The organism is Pseudomonas sp. HMWF032 (genome assembly GCF_003060885.1).
Taxonomy (GTDB): domain Bacteria; phylum Pseudomonadota; class Gammaproteobacteria; order Pseudomonadales; family Pseudomonadaceae; genus Aquipseudomonas.
This window is the reverse complement of record NZ_QAIG01000005.1, coordinates 521,543-539,940: the sequence shown is the minus strand read 5'-3', so window position 1 is coordinate 539,940 and position 18,398 is coordinate 521,543. Positions and strand designations below refer to the sequence as shown.

Sequence of the window (18,398 nt, the reverse complement as noted above, 5' to 3'; positions counted from 1 at the left end):
AAGCTCTCAGGCCATGCCCACGCCGAAACCCGCGAGGAGTTGCCATGCCGCGCACCCTGATTCGCAAAGACCCCAGCCGCTTCAAGACCCTGCAACTGTTTGTTGAAGCCAGCCCGGAAGGCCTGAGTTACCAGGGTCTGGGCATGCCGCTGAACTTTGCGCAGATGCTGGAAAAGCGCCGCCCAGTGGCGGTGGCCGACAGCCAGCGCTTTGCCGTGGAACTGGCCAATCTGGGCGTTTCGGTGCGTTTAACCCTTTGCTGGCAAGGCCGCGAATACTGGGTGCTGGTGCGCCAGCGCCGGGCAGATCGTGGCGATGTGGTGCTCAAGCTGATTTCCGGTTATGTACCGGCCCACGAACTCAACCTGCCACTGCTCACCGCGATCCAGGAAGTGGCCGAAGAATGCCTGCTGGAAACCCCGGAAGGCTGGCTTAGCGGACGCTTTGGCGACACTTGGCTGCCCACGCCCTACCAGAGCAGCTTGCGCTACCGGGAAAACGCGCACTTCAGCCTCAGCCCGCAGCAAGGCGCGACCCGCACCGTGCAATGCGGCAGCCTGAAACTGCTCGAGCGCCCGCACGCCTATGTGCACCTGCCCACCGCCTCCTTACAGCTGGTGTATGACCTGCGCCTGGAGCTGCCCAAAGCGGCACGCGAATTGAGTTTGCTGCATGTAGATGAATGCCTGGAGCAAGGCACCCTCGTCGCCCGGCTTAACCGTGAACGACCCGACCTGTTCCTGCTGGCACTCGACCAAGGCCGCCCGACAGCCGAACTGCTGACCCTCACCCAGGGTGAACTCTCAGCGGCCAGTACACGCGGCCTGTGGCTGGCCGAAAGCTTTGCCCCACAAGACGGCTGGCTGGTGCGCGATGAACGCATCCGCTGGAAAGAGTGGCTAAGCCTGCAAGGCATGTGAATGCAGCTGCGGATGCCATCCGCAACGGGCCAATCCGCAGAGTGGATGACGCTCATTTCATCCACCACAGCCACGCAATCGGTGGATGGGTGAAGCGCCTTCCACCCTGCAACGGCAGCCCGTAGCCCGGATGCAATCCGGGGGTTACTTCAACTCGCTAGAGCTTTTGCCCAGCAAACGTCGGGCGACGATCAACAATTGGATCTGCTGGGTGCCTTCGAAGATGTCGAGAATCTTCGAGTCGCGCGCCCATTTCTCCAGCAACTCATCCTCGCCGTAACCCAGCGCACCGGCCAGTTCGACGCATTTCAACGTCACCTCGTTGGCCACCCGCCCGGCCTTGGCCTTGGCGATGGAGGCTTCCTTGGAGTTGGGCAGTTTGTTGTCGGCCATCCAGGCGGCTTTCATCGTCAACAGGCGCGCGGCTTCCCATTCGGCCTCCAGACGATACAGCGTCGCTTCGGCATGGCTGACGCTGAGCAGCGGCGTGCGGTAATCCAGCGTGCAGACTTTCTTCAGCAGTTCGCGGGTGCGATCCAGCGAGGCCTTGGCTACGCCCACCGCCATACCAGCGACCAGCGGGCGGGTGTTGTCGAAGGTTTCCATCACCCCGGCAAAGCCCTTTTGCACGTCGATTTCCGGGTTGCCGAGCAGGTTGGCCGCTGGCACGCGGCAATCGCTGAAGCTGATCGCGGCGGTGTCCGACGCCTTGATGCCGAGCTTCTTTTCCAGCCGCGTCACGCTCATGCCCGGCGTGCCGTGCTCCACCACAAAAGACTTGATCGCTGCGCGGCCGAGGCTTTTATCCAGCGTGGCCCACACCACCACCGAGTCGGCACGCGCGCCGGAGGTGACGTAGATCTTCTCGCCGTTAAGCACGTAGTGATCGCCGTCCTTGATCGCCGTGGTGCGGATCGCCGCCGAGTCCGAGCCGCAGCCCGGCTCGGTAATCGCCATGGCCGCCCAGGTGCCGCTAAAGCGCGCCAGTTGTTCATCGTTGGCCACCGCCGCAATCGCGGCGTTGCCCAAGCCCTGACGCGGCATCGCCAGCAACAAGCCAACATCGCCCCAGCACAGTTCCATCACCCCGAGCAGGGCGGACAGATTGCCGCCATTCTTGATGCCTTCCTGCTGCTCACGGGCTGCGCCACGCTTGCTGGCGGAAGTGGCGCCAATGGCGTCCGGCGAGCCGGCGTTCATGCCATCGAGCAGCGCCGCGAGCAGGCCCAGCTCCTTGGGGTAGGCGTGTTCGGCCTTGTCGTATTTACGTGAAATCGGCCGGAAATAGTTTTCCGCCACCTGATGGGCCTGATTAACCAGGCCACGGAATTTCTTGGGGGTTTCTAAGTTCATGGTGATGTGCCCTTAGAGCTGTAAGCCGCCGGCCATAACTGCCAGCGCACGCAAATCGCGGTACCAGCGCTCGGCTGGATGTTCTTTGGTAAAGCCGTGGCCGCCGAGCAACTGCACAGCGTCGGTGCCGATTTTCATGGCCTTTTCGCTGCACAGCAGGCGTGCCAGATAGGCTTCGCGCTGGAACGGCAAACCCTGCTCAGCCCGCGAACACGCGCGCCAAACCATCAGGCGCATGGCGTCGAGTTCCACCGCCATGTCCGCGACCATAAAGGCCACGCCCTGACGATGGCTGATCGGCTCGCCGAAGGCCACGCGCTCGTTGCAATACGGCACCACATAGTCCAGCGCCGCCTGCGCTGTGCCCACGGCCAATGCACACCAGGCCAGCCCGGCATAATCGAGAAAGCTCTGATAATTAAACGACTCAGCAGCCAATCGCGCCTCAACCGGCACCTTCACGCCATTAAGCCGCACGCGCGCCGTGCTGCCGGCCTTGAGGCCCATGGCCGGTTGCGGGCTGCGTTGCAGGCCCTTGGCCCCGGCCTCAACCATAAACAGCGCCGGTCCATCGGCCGCGTGCGCCGCGACGATCAGCTGGCTGGCATCCATACCACGCAACACCAGGCACTTCTCACCGCTAAGGACGTAATGCTTGCCACGCTTACGCGCACGGGTCGCCAGCTTCTGCGGATCAAACAGCGGCGTCGGTTCATTCACCGCAATGGCCATCACCGGCGCAGGCTCCTCACCGACAAAGGCCGGCAACCAGCGCGCCTGCTGCGCCGCATTGCCCCAACGGCGAATGCAGTTGGCCGCTGACAAGGGCACCAACAAGGCCGCAGCCAAGGACAAATCGCCCTTGCCCAGCGCCTCGGCAATCAGCGCATTGCTCAGGGTGGTGCGCTCACCGGCCATGCCACCCTGCGCTTCAGTCACTGCGTAATGGGTCAGCCCTAACTCGTGCGCCTGGTTGAGCAACGCCGCCGGTAGCGCGGCCTGTTCATCGGCATCGTGGGCGAGCGGGCGCAGCACTTCACTGGCGAAGGCTTCGAGCATCTCCACCAGCATCTGCTGCTCATCAGACAGGGACAGATCGAACAAGGCATCCGGGTCAGCCGGGCGCGGCAACTTGGCCACGTTGCCCGCACGCTGCGCCGCCGCACGAAAGCTTGCACGGCTGCCGGTGTAGATCAGTTTTTCGAAGGGTTTGCGCAGCTTTAAACGGTCCGGCCAGTCAGCCTGGGCGACTCGATTCAGCACTGCCAGGGCACGGCCCTGTACGTCGGAACTCATGGCATCTCACTCCATACGGGGGATGCCACGGATCATGCGCGCGGTCAGGGCAAGCGCCTATGACCGCGCCGACGCGCTTGACTGGCAAAGCAGCCAGTCAGTGTGCAGGGTTACTTGCTGCGGATCTTCTCGACAATCGCGGTGGTCGAGCTGTTTTCCACCAACCCCAGCACGCGCACTTCGCCGCCGTAGGCGCGGACAATATCGCCGCCGACTACGCCTTCAATACCGTAATCGCCGCCTTTGACCAACACGTCCGGCTTGACCGCGCGAATGAGATTCTCCGGAGTGTCTTCGCCAAAGCTCACCACCCAATCCACCGCGCCCAGCCCCGCCAGCACGGCCATACGCCGATCCACGGCGTTGATCGGCCGACCCGGCCCTTTCAGGCGGCTGACCGACGCGTCGTCATTCACCGCCAGCACCAGTCGATCGCCTTGCGCGCGCGCCTGTTCCAGATAGGTGACATGGCCGGCATGCAGGATGTCGAAGCAGCCATTGGTGAAGACAATCTTCTCGCCATGGGCGCGGGCGTCTTCGATGGCCAGCAGCAGTTGATCCAAGCTCAGCACACCACGCTCGGAGCCGGCATCACGCTGGATCGCGCGGCGCAGTTCCGGCGCGCTGATCGCGGCAGTACCTAGCTTACCGACCACAATACCGGCAGCCAGATTGGCTAAAGCGACGGCATTTGGCAGCTCTTCGCCCGCCGCCAGGCTGGCCGCCAAGGTGGAAATCACCGTATCACCGGCACCGGTCACATCGAATACTTCACGGGCACGCGCCGGCAGGTGCAGCGCCGGGTGCGCGGGGCGTAGCAAGGTCATGCCGTGTTCGCCACGGGTCACCAGCAGCGCGCCCAGCTCCAGCTCCGCCATCAAGGCCGCGCCCTTGGCCACCAATTCGGCCTCGTCACGGCAATGGCCGACGATGGTTTCGAACTCGTGCAGGTTCGGTGTAATCAGGCTGGCGCCACGGTAGATGGAGAAGTCCTTACCCTTGGGATCGGCCAGCACGGCAATGCCTTTGCGGCGCGCCAGTTGCACCAATGCCTGATGGTTCTGCAGCGCGCCTTTGCCGTAATCCGAGAGAATCAGCACCTTGATGCCGTCCAACTGCGCTTCGACGCTGGCGGCCAAGGCGGCGCTGTCGGTGCGGAACGGCTCTTCGAAATCCATGCGCAAAAGCTGCTGATGACGGCTCATCACACGCAGTTTGACGATGGTCGGCTGGTCTTTAATCGTCTGAAAGAAGGTCTTTACGCCGACTGCCTGCAGGCTGTTGCGCAGGCTCTCAGCGGCTTCATCCTGTCCAGTAACTCCGACCAATGTGGCCGGCGCGCCGAGGGCGGCGATGTTCAAGGCAACGTTGGCCGCACCGCCGGGGCGGTCTTCGATTTGCTCGACCTTGACCACGGGCACCGGTGCTTCGGGAGATATCCGCGAGGTGCCGCCATGCCAATAACGATCGAGCATGACATCGCCCACCACCAGAACGGCGGCCTGGTCGAAACGCGGCATGGACACTTTCATAAACACTCCAGAAACGGCAGAACAGATTGCCGGGGATCATAACATTGGCAGGCCACTGCGCTGGCTAACCGCCGAGCGTGCGCACCCAGAACAGTTCATGGCGGCGCACCGCCTTGCGGAAGAATTCATCTTCACCGGTGGCCGGCCAGCGCCGCCCAACCAACACATACTGAATCCAGCGGCGGATACGCCGTTTAAGCGGCAACGGGCCTTGTAAATCGTGCTGCATGGCCAGCGCCATGGCTTTATCCAGTTGTTGCGCAGCATCCAGGCACGGGCTCCACAGCCCATCAGCCGGTAGCGCCTCAATGGCCGGCGGCAACGCGATGCCAAAACCCGCCGGCCCCATGGGCCAGCGGTCGTTGTCGTGCAGGTGGTTGGCATACAGCAGCAGGGTTTTCGGCTTCCAGCCACTAAGCTCAATCGCGTCTAGCAGCGCTTGGGTGCTGGCAACGTGGTCGCTGTGCGGGTCCAATTGCGGATGCGGGGTGACAACAACCTCGGGCTGATAGTGCTCAAGCGCAGCCACCAGATCCGCCAGCAGATTGCGCCAGCTGGGCACGCCATCGGCATCACCGGGCAACGGCAGGGCATTGTTCCCCCGCACGCTACGAACATCCGTTTCACCGGACTCCCGCGAACCGAACGCCTGCTCAGGCTGCGCCTGCATCGCCGGTAGCTGCAGGCAGTAATAGCCCAGCTGCAGGCACTGGCTTTGCGGCACACCGCCCCACAGCGGCACCGCCAGGCTGTCCCAGGCGCGCAAACGGCCCTTGAGCTGCGCGGCAGCCGCTTGCTCCAGCCCGAGGGCTTGATAAGCCTCGGCTTCGATTTCGCCCTGCGTGAGGGTCAGGATACTGACCTCGCGCGCCCGGCTGTACAGGCCAAAGGCGGCCAGTTCGGCGTCGTCGGCGTGCGGCGCGATAACCATCAGGCGCTGCTCGGCGTAGTCCGGGTTGCGCTGCGCATGGAGCGTGACATGCGGATCAAGGCGGCAAAACCGGCCACGCAGCGACAACTTGCCCCGCGCCAATAGGTCGCCCTGCCCAGACAGATTCAGGTAGCGCCGCCCGTTCACACCGCGCTCAAAATCCTGACGGTCGTTGCCGATCAGCACATAAGGATCAAACCAACGGCCCAACCAATTGGCGTTTATCTGCACCTGCAGAATCAGGGTATCCGCCACCCCAAATTCGCCGTCCAGCCTCACGCAACCGGCATCAATACGACCGTTAATGGCGCGGACCGACGGCGCAAAGGCGTAGCTGTAGTCATCACAAGGCGCATAAAACAGGTGATCGGCAAACCAGGCCTCATGGGCGACCCAGCCGAGCAATAAGAGGAGCGGCACCCACCACCAGGCGACCAGAACGCCGACGAGCGCCAAGACAATAAGAGCCAACAGCAAGGCAATACGCTTTTGTCGGCGATGGCGTTTGAGCAGGATCTGTTTGCGGACCGACATGTTCAAACCTGATAAACCGCAACGCGGTTACACCAGCGGTCTTTGTATTCGCGGTCAGCCCTGCCAAAGGAATAGCGCAACGGCTTGCCCAGCGCACGCGCCTCGCTCCAGGCAGTCTGCGTATTGATAAAGCTCAACACGCTGCCAGGGCTGAACTCGCGGTTTTGCGGGTCCACGCCGCCATTGATGTATTCCAAGCTGACCCACTGCGGCGCTTCGACGCGGTACAACACTTGAATCGCCACGGGTTGATCACTCAGGTAGATCAGCGAGCCGGTCATAAAGTCGCGCATCAGGCTGAACACCTCCGCCAAATGCGCCTTGCCGGTGGCCTCAAAACCCCAGCGACGCTGGAACAGATCGGCATAAATCAGCGCCTGCTCGGCAGCACAAAGCTCGAGCATGGGCCGAATCACCCCGCCGGCCTCTTCCAGTAACCGCTGCTCACGGCGCTGGTTGTAGCGAAATTTCTTGCTGTATTCCTCAGGTTCACGGGCCAGAGCCAACCCTTCGGGCTGCTCACGCAGGGTGCTGATCGCATCGGCATTGAGCCTGGAAATATACCGACCGCGATGGCGCAGCGGGACGCTGACCGAGGGCGCTGCCGGAAGAATCAACTCGGCATTGCCAAGGTCGAACAGGCCGCGCTTGCCCTGCTGCTTGAGCACATCCTTGGACAGCGCCAGATGCCGTCCCCAGGTCGGAATCGCCGCCTGCAACTCGCCACCCGCGAACCAGCCGAGATAACGCACCGGCAGGCCCGCTAAGCCCGCCAGCCGCTCGACCACCTGCGGATGCGTGGCCACACTGCCGCCAAAACGTTGCCAGGCGGCGGCGTACTCAGATGCCTCGATGACCGTCCAGCCTCGCTCGCGCCAAGCGCGCCAATGACTGAGCATCAGGCACTCGGCTCAGCATGCAGGTCAGCATCATCCGCAAAATCGCGGGCATGCAGACGCGCGTAGTAACCGTTGAGCGCTAATAACTGCACATGGGTGCCGCGCTCAACAATTTCGCCTTGCTCCATGACCAGAATCAGGTCAGCTTTCTCGATCGTACTCAAGCGATGGGCAATCACGATGGTGGTGCGCCCCTCAACCACCTTGTCCAGTGCGGCTTGAATATGCCGTTCGGACTCGGTGTCCAGCGCCGAAGTGGCTTCATCGAGAATCAACAACGGCGCATCTTTGAGCAGCGCACGAGCAATTGCCAAGCGTTGACGCTGGCCACCCGAGAGCAGCACACCGTTCTCGCCCACCAGCGTGTCGTAGCCCTGTGGCATCTTCTCGATAAACTCGGCAGCGTAAGCGTCCTCAGCGGCACGCTTGACAGCCTCCAAGGGCGCCTCGATCAAATCGCCATACGCAATATTGTTGCGCACGGTGTCATTGAACAACGTGACATGCTGGGTCACCAGAGCAATATGGCGACGCAGATTACGCAGCCTGTACTCCTCTACATCCAGGTCATCGAGCAGAATTTGGCCTTGCTCATGGTGGTAGAAACGCGGAATCAGACTCGCCAGCGTGGATTTGCCGCTGCCCGAACGCCCCACAAGCGCCACCATCTGACCGGGTTCGGCAACAAAAGAAATATTGTTGAGCACCGGCTTTTCACTGGTCGGATACTGGAAGCTGAGATTGCTGACCTGCAGACGCCCAGTGACTCGCTCACGCTCCTGAATGCCTACATCGACCTCCGAGGGCTCATCCAACTGCTCGAAAATACTCTCGGCACCGGCCACCCCTTTCTGGATAGTCGAACTGACCTCCGACAGCTGACGAATCGGCTTCGGCAAAAGACCAGCCAGCGTGATGTACGCAACTAAATCGCCCGCACTGGCATCACCGCGCAACAACAGAACCAGGAACATCAACACGGCCATGGCGCTGTAGATCACCAATTGCAGCGAAGGGGTGTAGACCGCACCTGTTTTAACCATTTTCAGCTGCTTGAGGCGATTATCCTCACTGGCGGCCTGGAACCGTTGCTGCTCATAACGTTCGCCGCCAAAACTACGGACGACTCGATAGCCCTGAATGGTTTCCGAAGCCACATGAGTGACATCCCCCATCGCCACTTGGATCTTCTTGCTTTGTTTACGAAATTTCTTGCTGGTGCTGGATACCATTAGTCCAATGATCGGCAATATCGCAACCATGACCAACGTCAGCTTCCAGTTCATCCATAGCAAGGTTGCAAAGAGAAAGACCACCGTCATTCCCTCACGCACCACCACTTTGATGGCATCCGTAGCAGCACCAGTGACCATGGTTACGTTGTAAGTAATTCTGGAAATCAGGTGACCTGAGTTATGGCTATCGAAATAGCGATTGGGCAACGTCAGAAGATTATTGAACAACGCGATACGCAGGTCTTGAACCAGCCCCATGGAAACTTTTGCGAGGTAAAAGTTGCCGAGAAACGAACCAATGCCCTGCCAGAGTGCGATAAGCACAATAAGCAGGGGAACAGCCTGCAGCAATTTAAGCTCTGCAAGCCAAGGGGCATGTGCCTGCACCCACGGAACCCCGGCAAAAAGCCCAACATTCGAATTATTGAGGCCATCCACGAAGAACTTCAGGATGTAACCAAGCATTGGCTGAGTGGAGGCGAAGATCAGAAATCCGAAGATACTGATCAAAAACATACCGATGTACGGCTTAACGTATCCCAGTAACCGAAGGTATATTTTCAGACTGCTTGGCTGGGCCACGTCATCTCTCACATCACTCATGAATCAGCTCACTTCAATACAGGCGGGCCGCAGTCTAGCATTCTGCGGTTGTGCGATGAGAGCAAGCGTGAGGGCCAGAGGAAGCCAGACGACAAACCACTCAGCCCTTGGAGTCCCCCATAGACTGGCCGCATCGAACTGAAGTGCCGCCAGCGACACAACCAAGGTCCCGAATACCAGCCGCCCTTCGGCGGAGAAGCGGCGCTGCCAAACAGTGTGAAAGGCACTCAACCACAAGCTGATCCACAAAACCACGCCAGGAAAACCCAACTCAACAGCAACATGGGTGAAGCCATTGTGTGTGTGATCGAACCCCTCGGGATAGTTGAACGTGACAACCCGATAATCCGTACCGACGCCTAACCCGAGTAAGGGATTTTGCATAAACATATCGAGACTGGCCTGGAAAATTTCTGGCCGATACGAAAAACCACGCGCGAGAATCAACGGCGCGAACAATTCATAAGCCCCCCAGCAGACAAGTATGATTGCTGCGCTACCGCCCCACACTGCGCGCCCGCCACGAAGTAAGAGCAAGGCAAAAATACCCGCGACTAACGCCAGCGTAGCCCCGCGACTCTGGCCTAACAGAATAAACATTAGAGCAGACAGCATCAGCGCCCCCCATAGAAGGCTCTGCCAGATGCCAGAAGGTTTAAACCGTGCGCCCCAAATCACCACAAGCGCCATCACATAGGCACCAAGAATTGGATGCCCCACCTGCCCGATGCCATAAAGCCGAGCAGTGAGTGGCTGCATATCGCGGATATAAAAGAGGCAGATACTCGCTAAACACGCAAGAGCCAAGCCTACAAAGGCAACAGCCAACCCTTGCCAGATCCGCTCAGGGTGCTGAGAAGACAATAACGCCAGAGAAACAAGAAAAAGCCCTACATAAAAAACACGTTTCAATTCTCGCAGCGGCTCATCCGCACCAGTCCACAAGGTACTCAGCGCAGCCCAGCCCAAGAAAAGCAATAAAAACGAACAGAACACCCGACTGCTGCACCATATATCAAGCAAACGTCGATGAAAGATAAACATTGCCAGAATGCCCGGCAGCCAGAGCAAGGCTACTAACGCTTGCTGATAAATCTTATTGCTCGGTGCCCATGCAATCCCCATTAGAAACCACAAATAGCCACAGGTTATCAGCAACATTATTCCTGTCGCCTGCATTCTCAACATCAACATCTACTCCCAACGCCCGTGCACACAGCGGGCGGCTCAGCCTGAAAAAGGGGTATTCTATGCTTTATCTACCATTCGATGCCTGACGCAATGAAGAGCACGCCACAACTTGTCTATCTCGCCTTCGGCACAGACATCTATCAACGCGAGGCGGTTTTCAGCATCGTCAGTGCACTCGCCCACTCAACCGCTCACACAGACGCTCGCCAGTTCGATATCCAAGTGTTCACCGACGACCCTCAGTTTTACGCAAAACTGCCGGTCACCACGCACGTCATAGATCCGACCTGGGATGGCCCTCATCACTACCATTTCAGAATCAAGCATGCTGCATTGCTTAGCGTACTCAATGAGTATGAAAAAGCTGTGCTGATTGACACGGACACGTTCTTCCGAGCGTCACCGGATATATTGCTGGCACGCGTTACCGGTGGTCGCCTGCTCTGCAATGCTATCGGGGCACCGCTGGGAGAATCACCATCGCTTCCAAGCCAGTCAATCGCCCACATCAGACAGGTTGGGCTTTTGGAAGCAAGCTTACGCCAAACAAACTCTGGGGTGATCGGCCTGACCACGGCCGACAAGGGCATTCTTGAACACTCCATTAGATTGATGGATGACCTGCGCCCTCTAGCTCCGGAACTCTACACGCTGGAGGAGCTTTGCTTGGCTCTGGCAGCACATGGCACGCTGCAACTCGGCGCCTGCACCGACCTCATACACCACTACTGGAGCCGCAAGGCTCAGTTCAGAGCCAAGATCCAAGCATGGCACACTAAACACCACGGTGAACCGCTAAGCACAGCCGCACGCGCAGATGTACTACTTGTGAATGATCGCTTACCACGACCACCACAACCTTACCGGGGCTGGCAAAAAGCGGTGACGGCTCTAATCGCCAAAGAACGCAGACAATTTATACGAGAGCTGCTTTATGGGTGCCATGACTACTCAAACGAGTTTGATCGCGCCTGCGCCACCGCTTGGTGGGACAAAGCATTAGTCAATATTGAGGAGCGACTGGGAAAACCGCTTAGCGCCGAACAAATGACGCTATGGCTGGCTGATCCGTTGTTGAAGCTGTTGGCAGGCCGCCACTACCCCACCCTGCACGCCCATCTGCTTGGCCGCCTCACCTCCAAGCAAGTCGTATAAGGCAAAGGACACATGATGCTCAGCACGAAACACCTGAACGATAGCGCATTGGCAACACTGACCGCTGACGCGAAAGTGCTCGAAGAAGACAGCCTGGGACCCAAGGTTTATCGCCTCGCCAACGGCCACTTCCTCAAGCTTTTCCGGCGCAAACGCTTGATTTCCTCAGCCCTGCTCAGGCCGTATTCCGTACGTTTCTATCAAAACGCAGAACGCTTGGCTGACCTAGGCATTCCAACGCTAACGCCTATCACGCTGTACACCTTTGCGGAAAAGCAGCTCAGTGCCGTTCTCTATACACCGCTTCCAGGCCAGACGCTCAAGGAGCTGTACCTGCAGAATCCCGAAAGTTTTATCACGCGCCTGCCGGCTCTCTGTGACTTCATCCGCGAGCTTCACAGAAAAGGGATTTACTTCCGCTCACTCCACTTGGGCAACATCGTGCTGACCCCACAAAACACCTTGGGACTAATTGATGTTGCCGATCTGGCCTTTCACCGTCGATCGCTGTCAAAAGCCAAAGCGGCACGCAACCTCAAGCACTTTGCCCGCCTGTTGCGGCAAATGGAGATTGCCGGACGCTTTCCCATGGCCGAGCTATCGGCTGCGGTTTTAGCAGACTAACGCGCAAGCAAGCCCTGATAAAACGCCCCGAAGCGCGTCCAAACACCGTCGGCATCCAAGCCCGCACGCTGCACATCAGCCAGTGCAGCGAGGTCTTCTTTCAGCACAGTATTGAGCGCATCGCGCCACGCCTCAGCAGCGCATGGCAAAAGCCCTGCAGCACCATTGAGCTGTTCACGAAAGACCGCTAAATCGTTCGCCAAAACTGGTACGCCTGCAATCACCGCCTCAGGCAAGACCAACCCTAACCCTTCCTGCTCCGATGGAATGCATATCAAATCAAAGGCCGAGTACAGTCGGGGGGCTTCGGCATGATGACCGGTCAAATGAACCTGCCTGAGCACACCCAACTTTTCAGCAAGGGCTGTCAATTGCTGGCGCTCAACCCCTTCTCCGACAATCACAAGACGATCCTCGGGGTTGTTCAGGAGCCAACCCGCGGTAGCAGTCAGCAGATGGCTAAAGCCTTTTTCTGGCACCAAGCGACCCACCGCGCCAATGGTTCGCCCGGCGCCTGGCGGAATTCCAAGGGCTCGCTGCGCGATTTCTCTCGCCAAAAGCGAGGATCGAAATGCCACGGGCTCAATCGCTACACGCCCGCTCAACACCTTTAACCCGACCTGCGCTTCAAGCTCAGCGGCCAACGTGGCCGAAACCGCAACCAGATCCAGACGATCCGCAGGAAAGCCTCTCAAGAGAGCAATCTGTGCCGCTTTCAGCCGTTTCGAACCATGAAACATCACTACCGCTCGTGTAGCGGTCAGCTTTGCCAACAAGGGGAGAATGAACGCTGCCACACCAATGCCGTCAATAAGCACCACGCGGGGCGGTTGCTGCATCAGTCGCTTAGCCAGTCGCCGCCGATCCAATACACGCTGGAGCGCCCCAAATAGTCCAGCACCTTTGATTCGAGCAGAAGAAAGATCTAGCGAGGTAACGCGCCCAACGTCAGACAAAGGCGCGGCATCTCCCGACTGCAATAACAACGTCTCTATAACCTCATCGGGCTCACACAACTGAAGAATCTGACGATGAACCTTGTGAACGGATACGAAGGCTGCACCACCACTCCACATAACGTTTAGAACGCTCACGTTCACTCCTTGGCAGGGCAGGCACTCAGATCAAATTCATTCGAGCCAGCAGGCGAGGCAACCACGGCAACGTTTTTTGAGCACGTAATGAAGGGCGCATGGCGTCGGTGATTGCATGCCCTAGCGCTGCAAAACTGTAACGCTGCTCAACTAGAGCCCTACCAGCCTCAGCAATCGCCTGTGCTTTTTCCAGATCAGCGCGCAATATGCCAAGCTTTTCACGCAGTTCAGGAATATCGCGGTAAAGCACGAGGTTCTGCATATCGACAAACCCCAACGCCGCATTTTCTTCGGCACCCTGGTCATAGGCGAGCAATACACACCCCACGGCCATCGCCTCAAAGTTCTTGATCATGTATTCACCCATCCCGACATCAGCGCTTACGAAGAAGCGGATACGGTTGAGTGTGTCGTTATATTCCTGGCCTGATCGCGTCTTGGTAACCAACAGGTTCTCGACACTCGCCAACTCATCCAGCAGCGCCTTGCGCCCGCTATACGCCACGCTCTTGGTGCTACCAATAAAGGCCAACTCGATATCACGCGCCAGACCTTGATAGGTCATCAGGCCCTGGTCGTAGCCTTTGGGTACGAAAACAGCATCGAACCCCTCCGCACTTAGACGCTGGCTGACCTGGGCACCGGAGCTGATGATGCGCACCCAGGGCATACGCCGGTAGTGGGCGCTGAACTTCCCCGTGTATTTGCACGGAATATAGTTCTGGTAGGCGTCGTGCTCGAGAATCACTAGGTTGGGCAAGGTGCGAATGAAGCGCCACTGGCGCATCTCTTTCTTGAAGCGCAGGAAGAAAAGAACCCTGTCGTAGCGGGACAGATCAACGTGTTCGCGGAAATAGCGCTTCAGATTGGCCTGCTCATCGCTACTCAGCCAACGAATGTCGCAGCTGTCGCATGACGCGGCGATGCCGTCATACAGCCTGTCTAATATTGCACGCTGCTCGGCTTGGACCAGAAAAAGCACGTTCACTGACACACCTCAAAAACGGTACCCATAATCGCCTATGAGAACAGCGCAATAGCTGCCCCGAAGCATCTATACAGCGAGCAACCGCAACGAAGGCAGAAGCAGAGCCTGTCGTCGAATCCGCTAGAGCGTCCCATCTGGTAGCTGCAACAGCTCGGCCAAACGCTGCTTATGCCGCCGGCTGAGTACTTTACTCCAGGGTTGATGGCTCAGCGCGTCGCCTTTGGCTAAGACTTTTCGCCTTAGCTCCTCGGCGTATCCACAACCGCAGGCCTCAGCATAAGGATCGGCGCGCATTACAGCGGCGTAATACGCCAGCTTGGCAAGCGAACGGGCTGTGCCAGGAACCAATAAACTTCTCATGCGATAGTCGAGACGCTGCCACCAGGCTGGCCTGGGTTTAGAGGTCGGCACCTCGCGCACCGCCTCTACGGCCTGCGCAGAAAATGCCTCTCCATAGCGCTGAAAAAACGCAGCGATCATGTGGCGCCAGTAATTCTTACCCGAGAAGTAATGCATGACTACACCTTGCGCCTGCGCAGGTCGGCCCAAGTGCCTGGCAGCTACACCCACGGCAAATTGCTCGATCACATGGATCTTGGGGACCATCGGATGCAGTACATCGATCAAGGCCAGAGTCGCATTCATCAGGTGTGACGCCTCGACCTGAAAGCCCAGAACACCCGAATTGATCAGCAACATCTGCTGATCAACACCATGATGTTCTGCCAGGTATGGCGCCAGGACGTCATGCATCACATCGCCCTTGTACTCTTTCCAGACACCTTCAATTTCGTCGACCAGCCAGGATGACCCCGCGAGACGCTCGAACAGCTTAAGCGGAGAAGCCAGAAAGAAAGTATCGGTATCAATGAATATGCTTTGATCTGCGTACGCCAGCGCATCACGAATAGCCGCCGCCTTGCGTCGGTGCAGATATGCTGCAGGCCCCGTCCAGCTCGCCAAGGTTGCTGCATCAAGCGTGATCAGATCGACGGGCCAACCGCTGAACTGTGCCGGCTCATCGGTGTAAAGCAAAATTCGCGGACACTCGCCACGTGCGTGATGCAAGGCGGAAAGGATGCTGAACTTGGCCTCACGGTGATACTCAGGCTTGCCCCCATACACGAGGTAAACAAGCTGCTTAGGCTCACGACTGACCATTACCGGCCTCCTGCACGATGCGACTCACACCAGGCCATGACCAGAAATGCGTGCGCGCAATCTCATCCGTAAAACCGGCCTTTACGCGTTCGGTACCAAGCGCGCCAAGCCTGCCCACGGCAGCAGACCGCAGTCGAGCGGCCAGCACAGTGTGACCACCCAGCGCGAACAATGCCGCAGACTCGCCGACCACCTCAGGCGCGCCACCACAATCCGTAGCCAGAACCTGCACATCGGCCGCCATAGCCTCCAGTAACACCATCCCAAATGGTTCGTGATCTGAAGTCAGGGCAAACACATCAAACGCTTTGAAATAGTTACGCCCATTGGCCACTTGACCGAGAAAGCGCACCGACGCGTCCACACCCAGCTCGCGGGCAAGCGCTTTTAACGGTGCCTCAAGTCGACCGCTGCCCATAATCGCCAGCAGACTGCCTTCCGGTAACTGCGGCAAGGCCTCGGCAAAGCCACGAATCAAGGTAGCTTGATCCTTGTCAGGGTGCAGGCGCCCGACATTGCCGACCACCCAAGCATCTTGCGGTAAACCAAGATGCTCACGCGCCACTTCGCGTGAAACCTGAGCCGCCTGAACGGCGTGAAGATCAATGCGGTTGTACAGCGTTTCGATACGCTCGAACGGCCAGCTCGGCAGGCAGGCCCGCATGTCATCGCGCACCGCATTGGAAACCCCGAGCAAGGCCAGGCGCTTGCGGAAGAAGTTGGCAAACAGCTGGCGCGTTCGCCGCTTGTAGTCGCCAAACGCATGGTGCACACCGATCACTGGAAGATCGCTACCCAGCAGGGCGACGTAGATAGGTTTAAAGCGATGGGCGATACAGAACTTAAAGTCGCGCGAAGCGGCAATACGCGTGAGGTCGCGGATCGCCTTGAGCTTGAGCCCGCGCACGTCGCGACTCGAGTAGTCGAGGAAAAGCACCTCGTCAGACGCCGAGCCTTGCTCGACCGCAGCGCTCGGTTTACCCGTCAGGTACACCGTGCACATTTTATAAGGCGTACCAACAAACAGCGCGGCGTACTGCCGCGCGCAATCGAGGAAGGGGCCGTCATAGCCGTGACAGAACTGCAGCACCCACGGCTGAGCAGACTCCGCGACCTCAGGCGTTGTCATACCAATCCTTGCCGTCCTTGACCACCAAGATGTCTTCCATGATCAGGTACTGCAGGTCCGAGCCGTAGAACATGTTCAGCGCGTCGGTCGGCGAGCAGATCATCGGCTCGCCACGGCGGTTCAGCGAAGTGTTCAGCGACACGCCGTTGCCGGTGAGTTTTTCCAATTCCAGCATCATGTCGTAATAGCGCGGGTTGTATTCGCGCTTGAGCACTTGGGCACGCGAGGTGCCGTCTTCGTGCACCACTTCGCCGACGCGGGTCTTCCACTCGTCGTTGACTTCAAAGGTGAAGGTCATAAACGGGCTTGGGTGATCGACCTTGAGCATCTGCGGGCCAACGGTGTCGAGCATCGACGGGCAGAATGGCCTCCAGCGCTCGCGGAACTTGATCTGTTCATTGATGCGATCAGCCACACCGGCCACGCTCGGGCAGCCGATGATCGAACGACCACCGAGGGCGCGCGGACCGAACTCCATGCGCCCCTGGAACCAGGCCACTGGGTTGGCGTCGACCATGATCTTGGCAATGCGCTGCGGCATGTTGTCGATCTGTTTGAACACCGGCTTGCTCGGGTGGCGAGCACAGGCGGCGATCACGTCTTCGTTGCTGTAGGACGGGCCGAGGTAGACGTGTTCCATCTTTTCCACCGGCACGCCGCGCTGGTGCGAAATATAGGCAGCCGCGCCAACCGAAGTACCAGCGTCGCCGGACGCCGGCTGGACGAACAGTTCTTTCACATCATCGCGCGCGATGATCTTCTGGTTCAGTTTGACGTTCAGCGCGCAACCACCGGCGAAGGCAATCTTGCCGGTCTCGCGGATAATGTCACCGAGGTAGTACTCCATCATCTCCAGCGCCAGCTTCTCGAACAGCGCCTGCATGCTGGCGGCGTAGTGGATGTAAGGATCGTCCGCAATGTCGCCCTGGCGCTTCGGCCCCAGCCACTCGATCAGCTTGGGCGAGAAGTAGTAGCCCTTGCCGTTTTCCTTGTAGCGGCGGAAGCCGATGACGTTGGCATAGTCGGTGTTGATGATCAGCTCACCGTTCTCGAACTTGGCCAGGCGCGAGAAGTCGTACTTGGCCGCGTCACCGTAGGGCGCCATGCCCATGACCTTGAACTCGCCGTCGAGCATCTCGAAGCCGAGGAATTCGGTGATCGCGCCGTACAGGCCGCCGAGCGAATCCGGGTCGTAGAATTCCTTGATCTTGTGGATCTTGCCGTTCTCGCCGTAACCGAAGAAGGTGGTGGCGTACTCGCCCTTGCCGTCGATGCCGAGGATCGCAGTCTTCTCGGTAAAGCCCGAGCAGTGATAGGCGCTGGCGGCGTGAGCCAGGTGATGCTCGACCGGCTCAATCTTGATTTTCTTCAGGTCGAAACCCAGCTGCTCCAGGCACCACTGAATCTTCTTGTGGTAACGCTTGTAGCGACGATTGCCCATGAGGATCGCATCGAGGGCGCGATCCGGTGCGTACCAGTAGCGCTTGGCATATTGCCAGCGGGCTTTCTCGAAGATACTGATCGGCGCAAACGGAATAGCCACCACATCAACGTCGGACGGTTTGATCCCGGCCTGTTCCAGGCAAAACTTGGCCGACTCGTAGGGCATGCGGTTCTTCGCGTGCTTGTCGCGCACAAAGCGCTCTTCTTCGGCGGCCGCGATCAACTTGCCGTCGATATACAGGGCGGCGGATGGATCATGGCTGAGGGCGCCGGAAAGGCCGAGAATCGTCAATGCCACTGGTTGTGCCTC

General features: G+C 58.8%; 15 protein-coding genes. 3 read left to right on the top strand and 12 right to left on the bottom strand.

Features of this window, described 5'->3' with window-relative positions:
- Positions 1-44: 44 nt before the first annotated feature.
- Complete coding sequence (locus DBR00_RS05265) at positions 45-920, top strand: metal ABC transporter ATPase (protein WP_108485813.1); 876 nt, start codon at positions 45-47, stop codon at positions 918-920.
- 144 nt (positions 921-1,064) lie between these two features.
- On the opposite strand, the gene DBR00_RS05260 is transcribed toward DBR00_RS05265, so the two are convergent.
- From DBR00_RS05260 to DBR00_RS05230, 7 genes are all read right to left on the bottom strand, one after another.
- On the bottom strand, positions 1,065-2,273 hold the full coding sequence (locus DBR00_RS05260) for an acyl-CoA dehydrogenase family protein (protein WP_108485812.1): 1,209 nt from the start codon (positions 2,271-2,273) through the stop codon (positions 1,065-1,067).
- A 12-nt stretch (positions 2,274-2,285) separates the two neighbouring features.
- Entirely contained in the window at positions 2,286-3,569 is a 1,284-nt protein-coding gene (locus DBR00_RS05255; RefSeq protein WP_108485811.1) for an acyl-CoA dehydrogenase family protein, read from the bottom strand.
- Positions 3,570-3,679: 110 nt separating this feature from the next.
- Positions 3,680-5,101, bottom strand: a complete 1,422-nt coding sequence (gene hldE / locus DBR00_RS05250; protein WP_108485810.1) for a bifunctional D-glycero-beta-D-manno-heptose-7-phosphate kinase/D-glycero-beta-D-manno-heptose 1-phosphate adenylyltransferase HldE — start codon at positions 5,099-5,101, stop codon at positions 3,680-3,682.
- 64 nt (positions 5,102-5,165) lie between these two features.
- Complete coding sequence (locus DBR00_RS05245) at positions 5,166-6,566, bottom strand: PIG-L deacetylase family protein (RefSeq protein WP_108485809.1); 1,401 nt, start codon at positions 6,564-6,566, stop codon at positions 5,166-5,168.
- Between the two features lie 2 nt (positions 6,567-6,568).
- Complete coding sequence (locus DBR00_RS05240) at positions 6,569-7,465, bottom strand: GNAT family N-acetyltransferase (RefSeq protein WP_108485808.1); 897 nt, start codon at positions 7,463-7,465, stop codon at positions 6,569-6,571.
- Entirely contained in the window at positions 7,465-9,303 is a 1,839-nt protein-coding gene (gene msbA, locus DBR00_RS05235; protein WP_108485807.1) for a lipid A export permease/ATP-binding protein MsbA, read from the bottom strand. The genes DBR00_RS05240 and msbA overlap by 1 nt, the downstream gene beginning before the upstream one ends.
- 3 nt (positions 9,304-9,306) lie before the next feature.
- Positions 9,307-10,464, bottom strand: coding sequence for an O-antigen ligase (locus tag DBR00_RS05230; protein WP_158271546.1), 1,158 nt, complete (start codon positions 10,462-10,464; stop codon positions 9,307-9,309).
- Positions 10,465-10,572: 108 nt separating this feature from the next.
- Between DBR00_RS05230 and DBR00_RS05225 the strand changes: the two genes are divergently transcribed.
- Complete coding sequence (locus DBR00_RS05225; protein ID WP_108485805.1) at positions 10,573-11,649, top strand: hypothetical protein; 1,077 nt, start codon at positions 10,573-10,575, stop codon at positions 11,647-11,649.
- 12 nt (positions 11,650-11,661) lie between these two features.
- Positions 11,662-12,273 (top strand): toluene tolerance protein, encoded by a 612-nt coding sequence (locus DBR00_RS05220; protein ID WP_108485804.1) that lies wholly within the window; start codon positions 11,662-11,664, stop codon positions 12,271-12,273.
- Here the strand turns inward: DBR00_RS05220 and DBR00_RS05215 are convergent.
- The 5 genes from DBR00_RS05215 to DBR00_RS05195 form a co-directional block, all read right to left on the bottom strand.
- On the bottom strand, positions 12,270-13,367 hold the full coding sequence (locus tag DBR00_RS05215; protein ID WP_146180667.1) for a glycosyltransferase: 1,098 nt from the start codon (positions 13,365-13,367) through the stop codon (positions 12,270-12,272). The two genes, DBR00_RS05220 and DBR00_RS05215, sit on opposite strands and share 4 nt — an antisense overlap.
- A gap of 25 nt (positions 13,368-13,392) precedes the next feature.
- Positions 13,393-14,355 (bottom strand): glycosyltransferase, encoded by a 963-nt coding sequence (locus tag DBR00_RS05210; protein WP_108485802.1) that lies wholly within the window; start codon positions 14,353-14,355, stop codon positions 13,393-13,395.
- A 120-nt stretch (positions 14,356-14,475) separates the two neighbouring features.
- On the bottom strand, positions 14,476-15,516 hold the full coding sequence (locus tag DBR00_RS05205) for a hypothetical protein (protein WP_108485801.1): 1,041 nt from the start codon (positions 15,514-15,516) through the stop codon (positions 14,476-14,478).
- Positions 15,503-16,645 (bottom strand): glycosyltransferase, encoded by a 1,143-nt coding sequence (locus DBR00_RS05200; RefSeq protein ID WP_108485800.1) that lies wholly within the window; start codon positions 16,643-16,645, stop codon positions 15,503-15,505. The genes DBR00_RS05205 and DBR00_RS05200 overlap by 14 nt, the downstream gene beginning before the upstream one ends.
- Positions 16,632-18,386 (bottom strand): carbamoyltransferase, encoded by a 1,755-nt coding sequence (locus DBR00_RS05195; RefSeq protein WP_108485799.1) that lies wholly within the window; start codon positions 18,384-18,386, stop codon positions 16,632-16,634. Before DBR00_RS05195 ends, DBR00_RS05200 begins: the two co-directional genes overlap by 14 nt.
- Positions 18,387-18,398: the final 12 nt, after the last annotated feature.

Excerpts from the sequence above, each read along its gene's own strand:
- DBR00_RS05265 (WP_108485813.1), top strand. The coding sequence starts at position 45 with ATGCCGCGCACCCTGATTCGCAAAGACCCCAGCCGCTTCAAGACCCTG.
- DBR00_RS05260 (WP_108485812.1), bottom strand. The coding sequence starts at position 2,273 with ATGAACTTAGAAACCCCCAAGAAATTCCGTGGCCTGGTTAATCAGGCC.
- DBR00_RS05255 (WP_108485811.1), bottom strand. The coding sequence starts at position 3,569 with ATGAGTTCCGACGTACAGGGCCGTGCCCTGGCAGTGCTGAATCGAGTC.
- hldE (WP_108485810.1), bottom strand. The coding sequence starts at position 5,101 with ATGAAAGTGTCCATGCCGCGTTTCGACCAGGCCGCCGTTCTGGTGGTG.
- DBR00_RS05245 (WP_108485809.1), bottom strand. The coding sequence starts at position 6,566 with ATGTCGGTCCGCAAACAGATCCTGCTCAAACGCCATCGCCGACAAAAG.
- DBR00_RS05240 (WP_108485808.1), bottom strand. The coding sequence starts at position 7,465 with ATGCTCAGTCATTGGCGCGCTTGGCGCGAGCGAGGCTGGACGGTCATC.
- msbA (WP_108485807.1), bottom strand. The coding sequence starts at position 9,303 with ATGAGTGATGTGAGAGATGACGTGGCCCAGCCAAGCAGTCTGAAAATA.
- DBR00_RS05230 (WP_158271546.1), bottom strand. The coding sequence starts at position 10,464 with ATGTTGCTGATAACCTGTGGCTATTTGTGGTTTCTAATGGGGATTGCA.
- DBR00_RS05225 (WP_108485805.1), top strand. The coding sequence starts at position 10,573 with ATGCCTGACGCAATGAAGAGCACGCCACAACTTGTCTATCTCGCCTTC.
- DBR00_RS05220 (WP_108485804.1), top strand. The coding sequence starts at position 11,662 with ATGATGCTCAGCACGAAACACCTGAACGATAGCGCATTGGCAACACTG.
- DBR00_RS05205 (WP_108485801.1), bottom strand. The coding sequence starts at position 15,516 with ATGGTCAGTCGTGAGCCTAAGCAGCTTGTTTACCTCGTGTATGGGGGC.
- DBR00_RS05200 (WP_108485800.1), bottom strand. The coding sequence starts at position 16,645 with ATGACAACGCCTGAGGTCGCGGAGTCTGCTCAGCCGTGGGTGCTGCAG.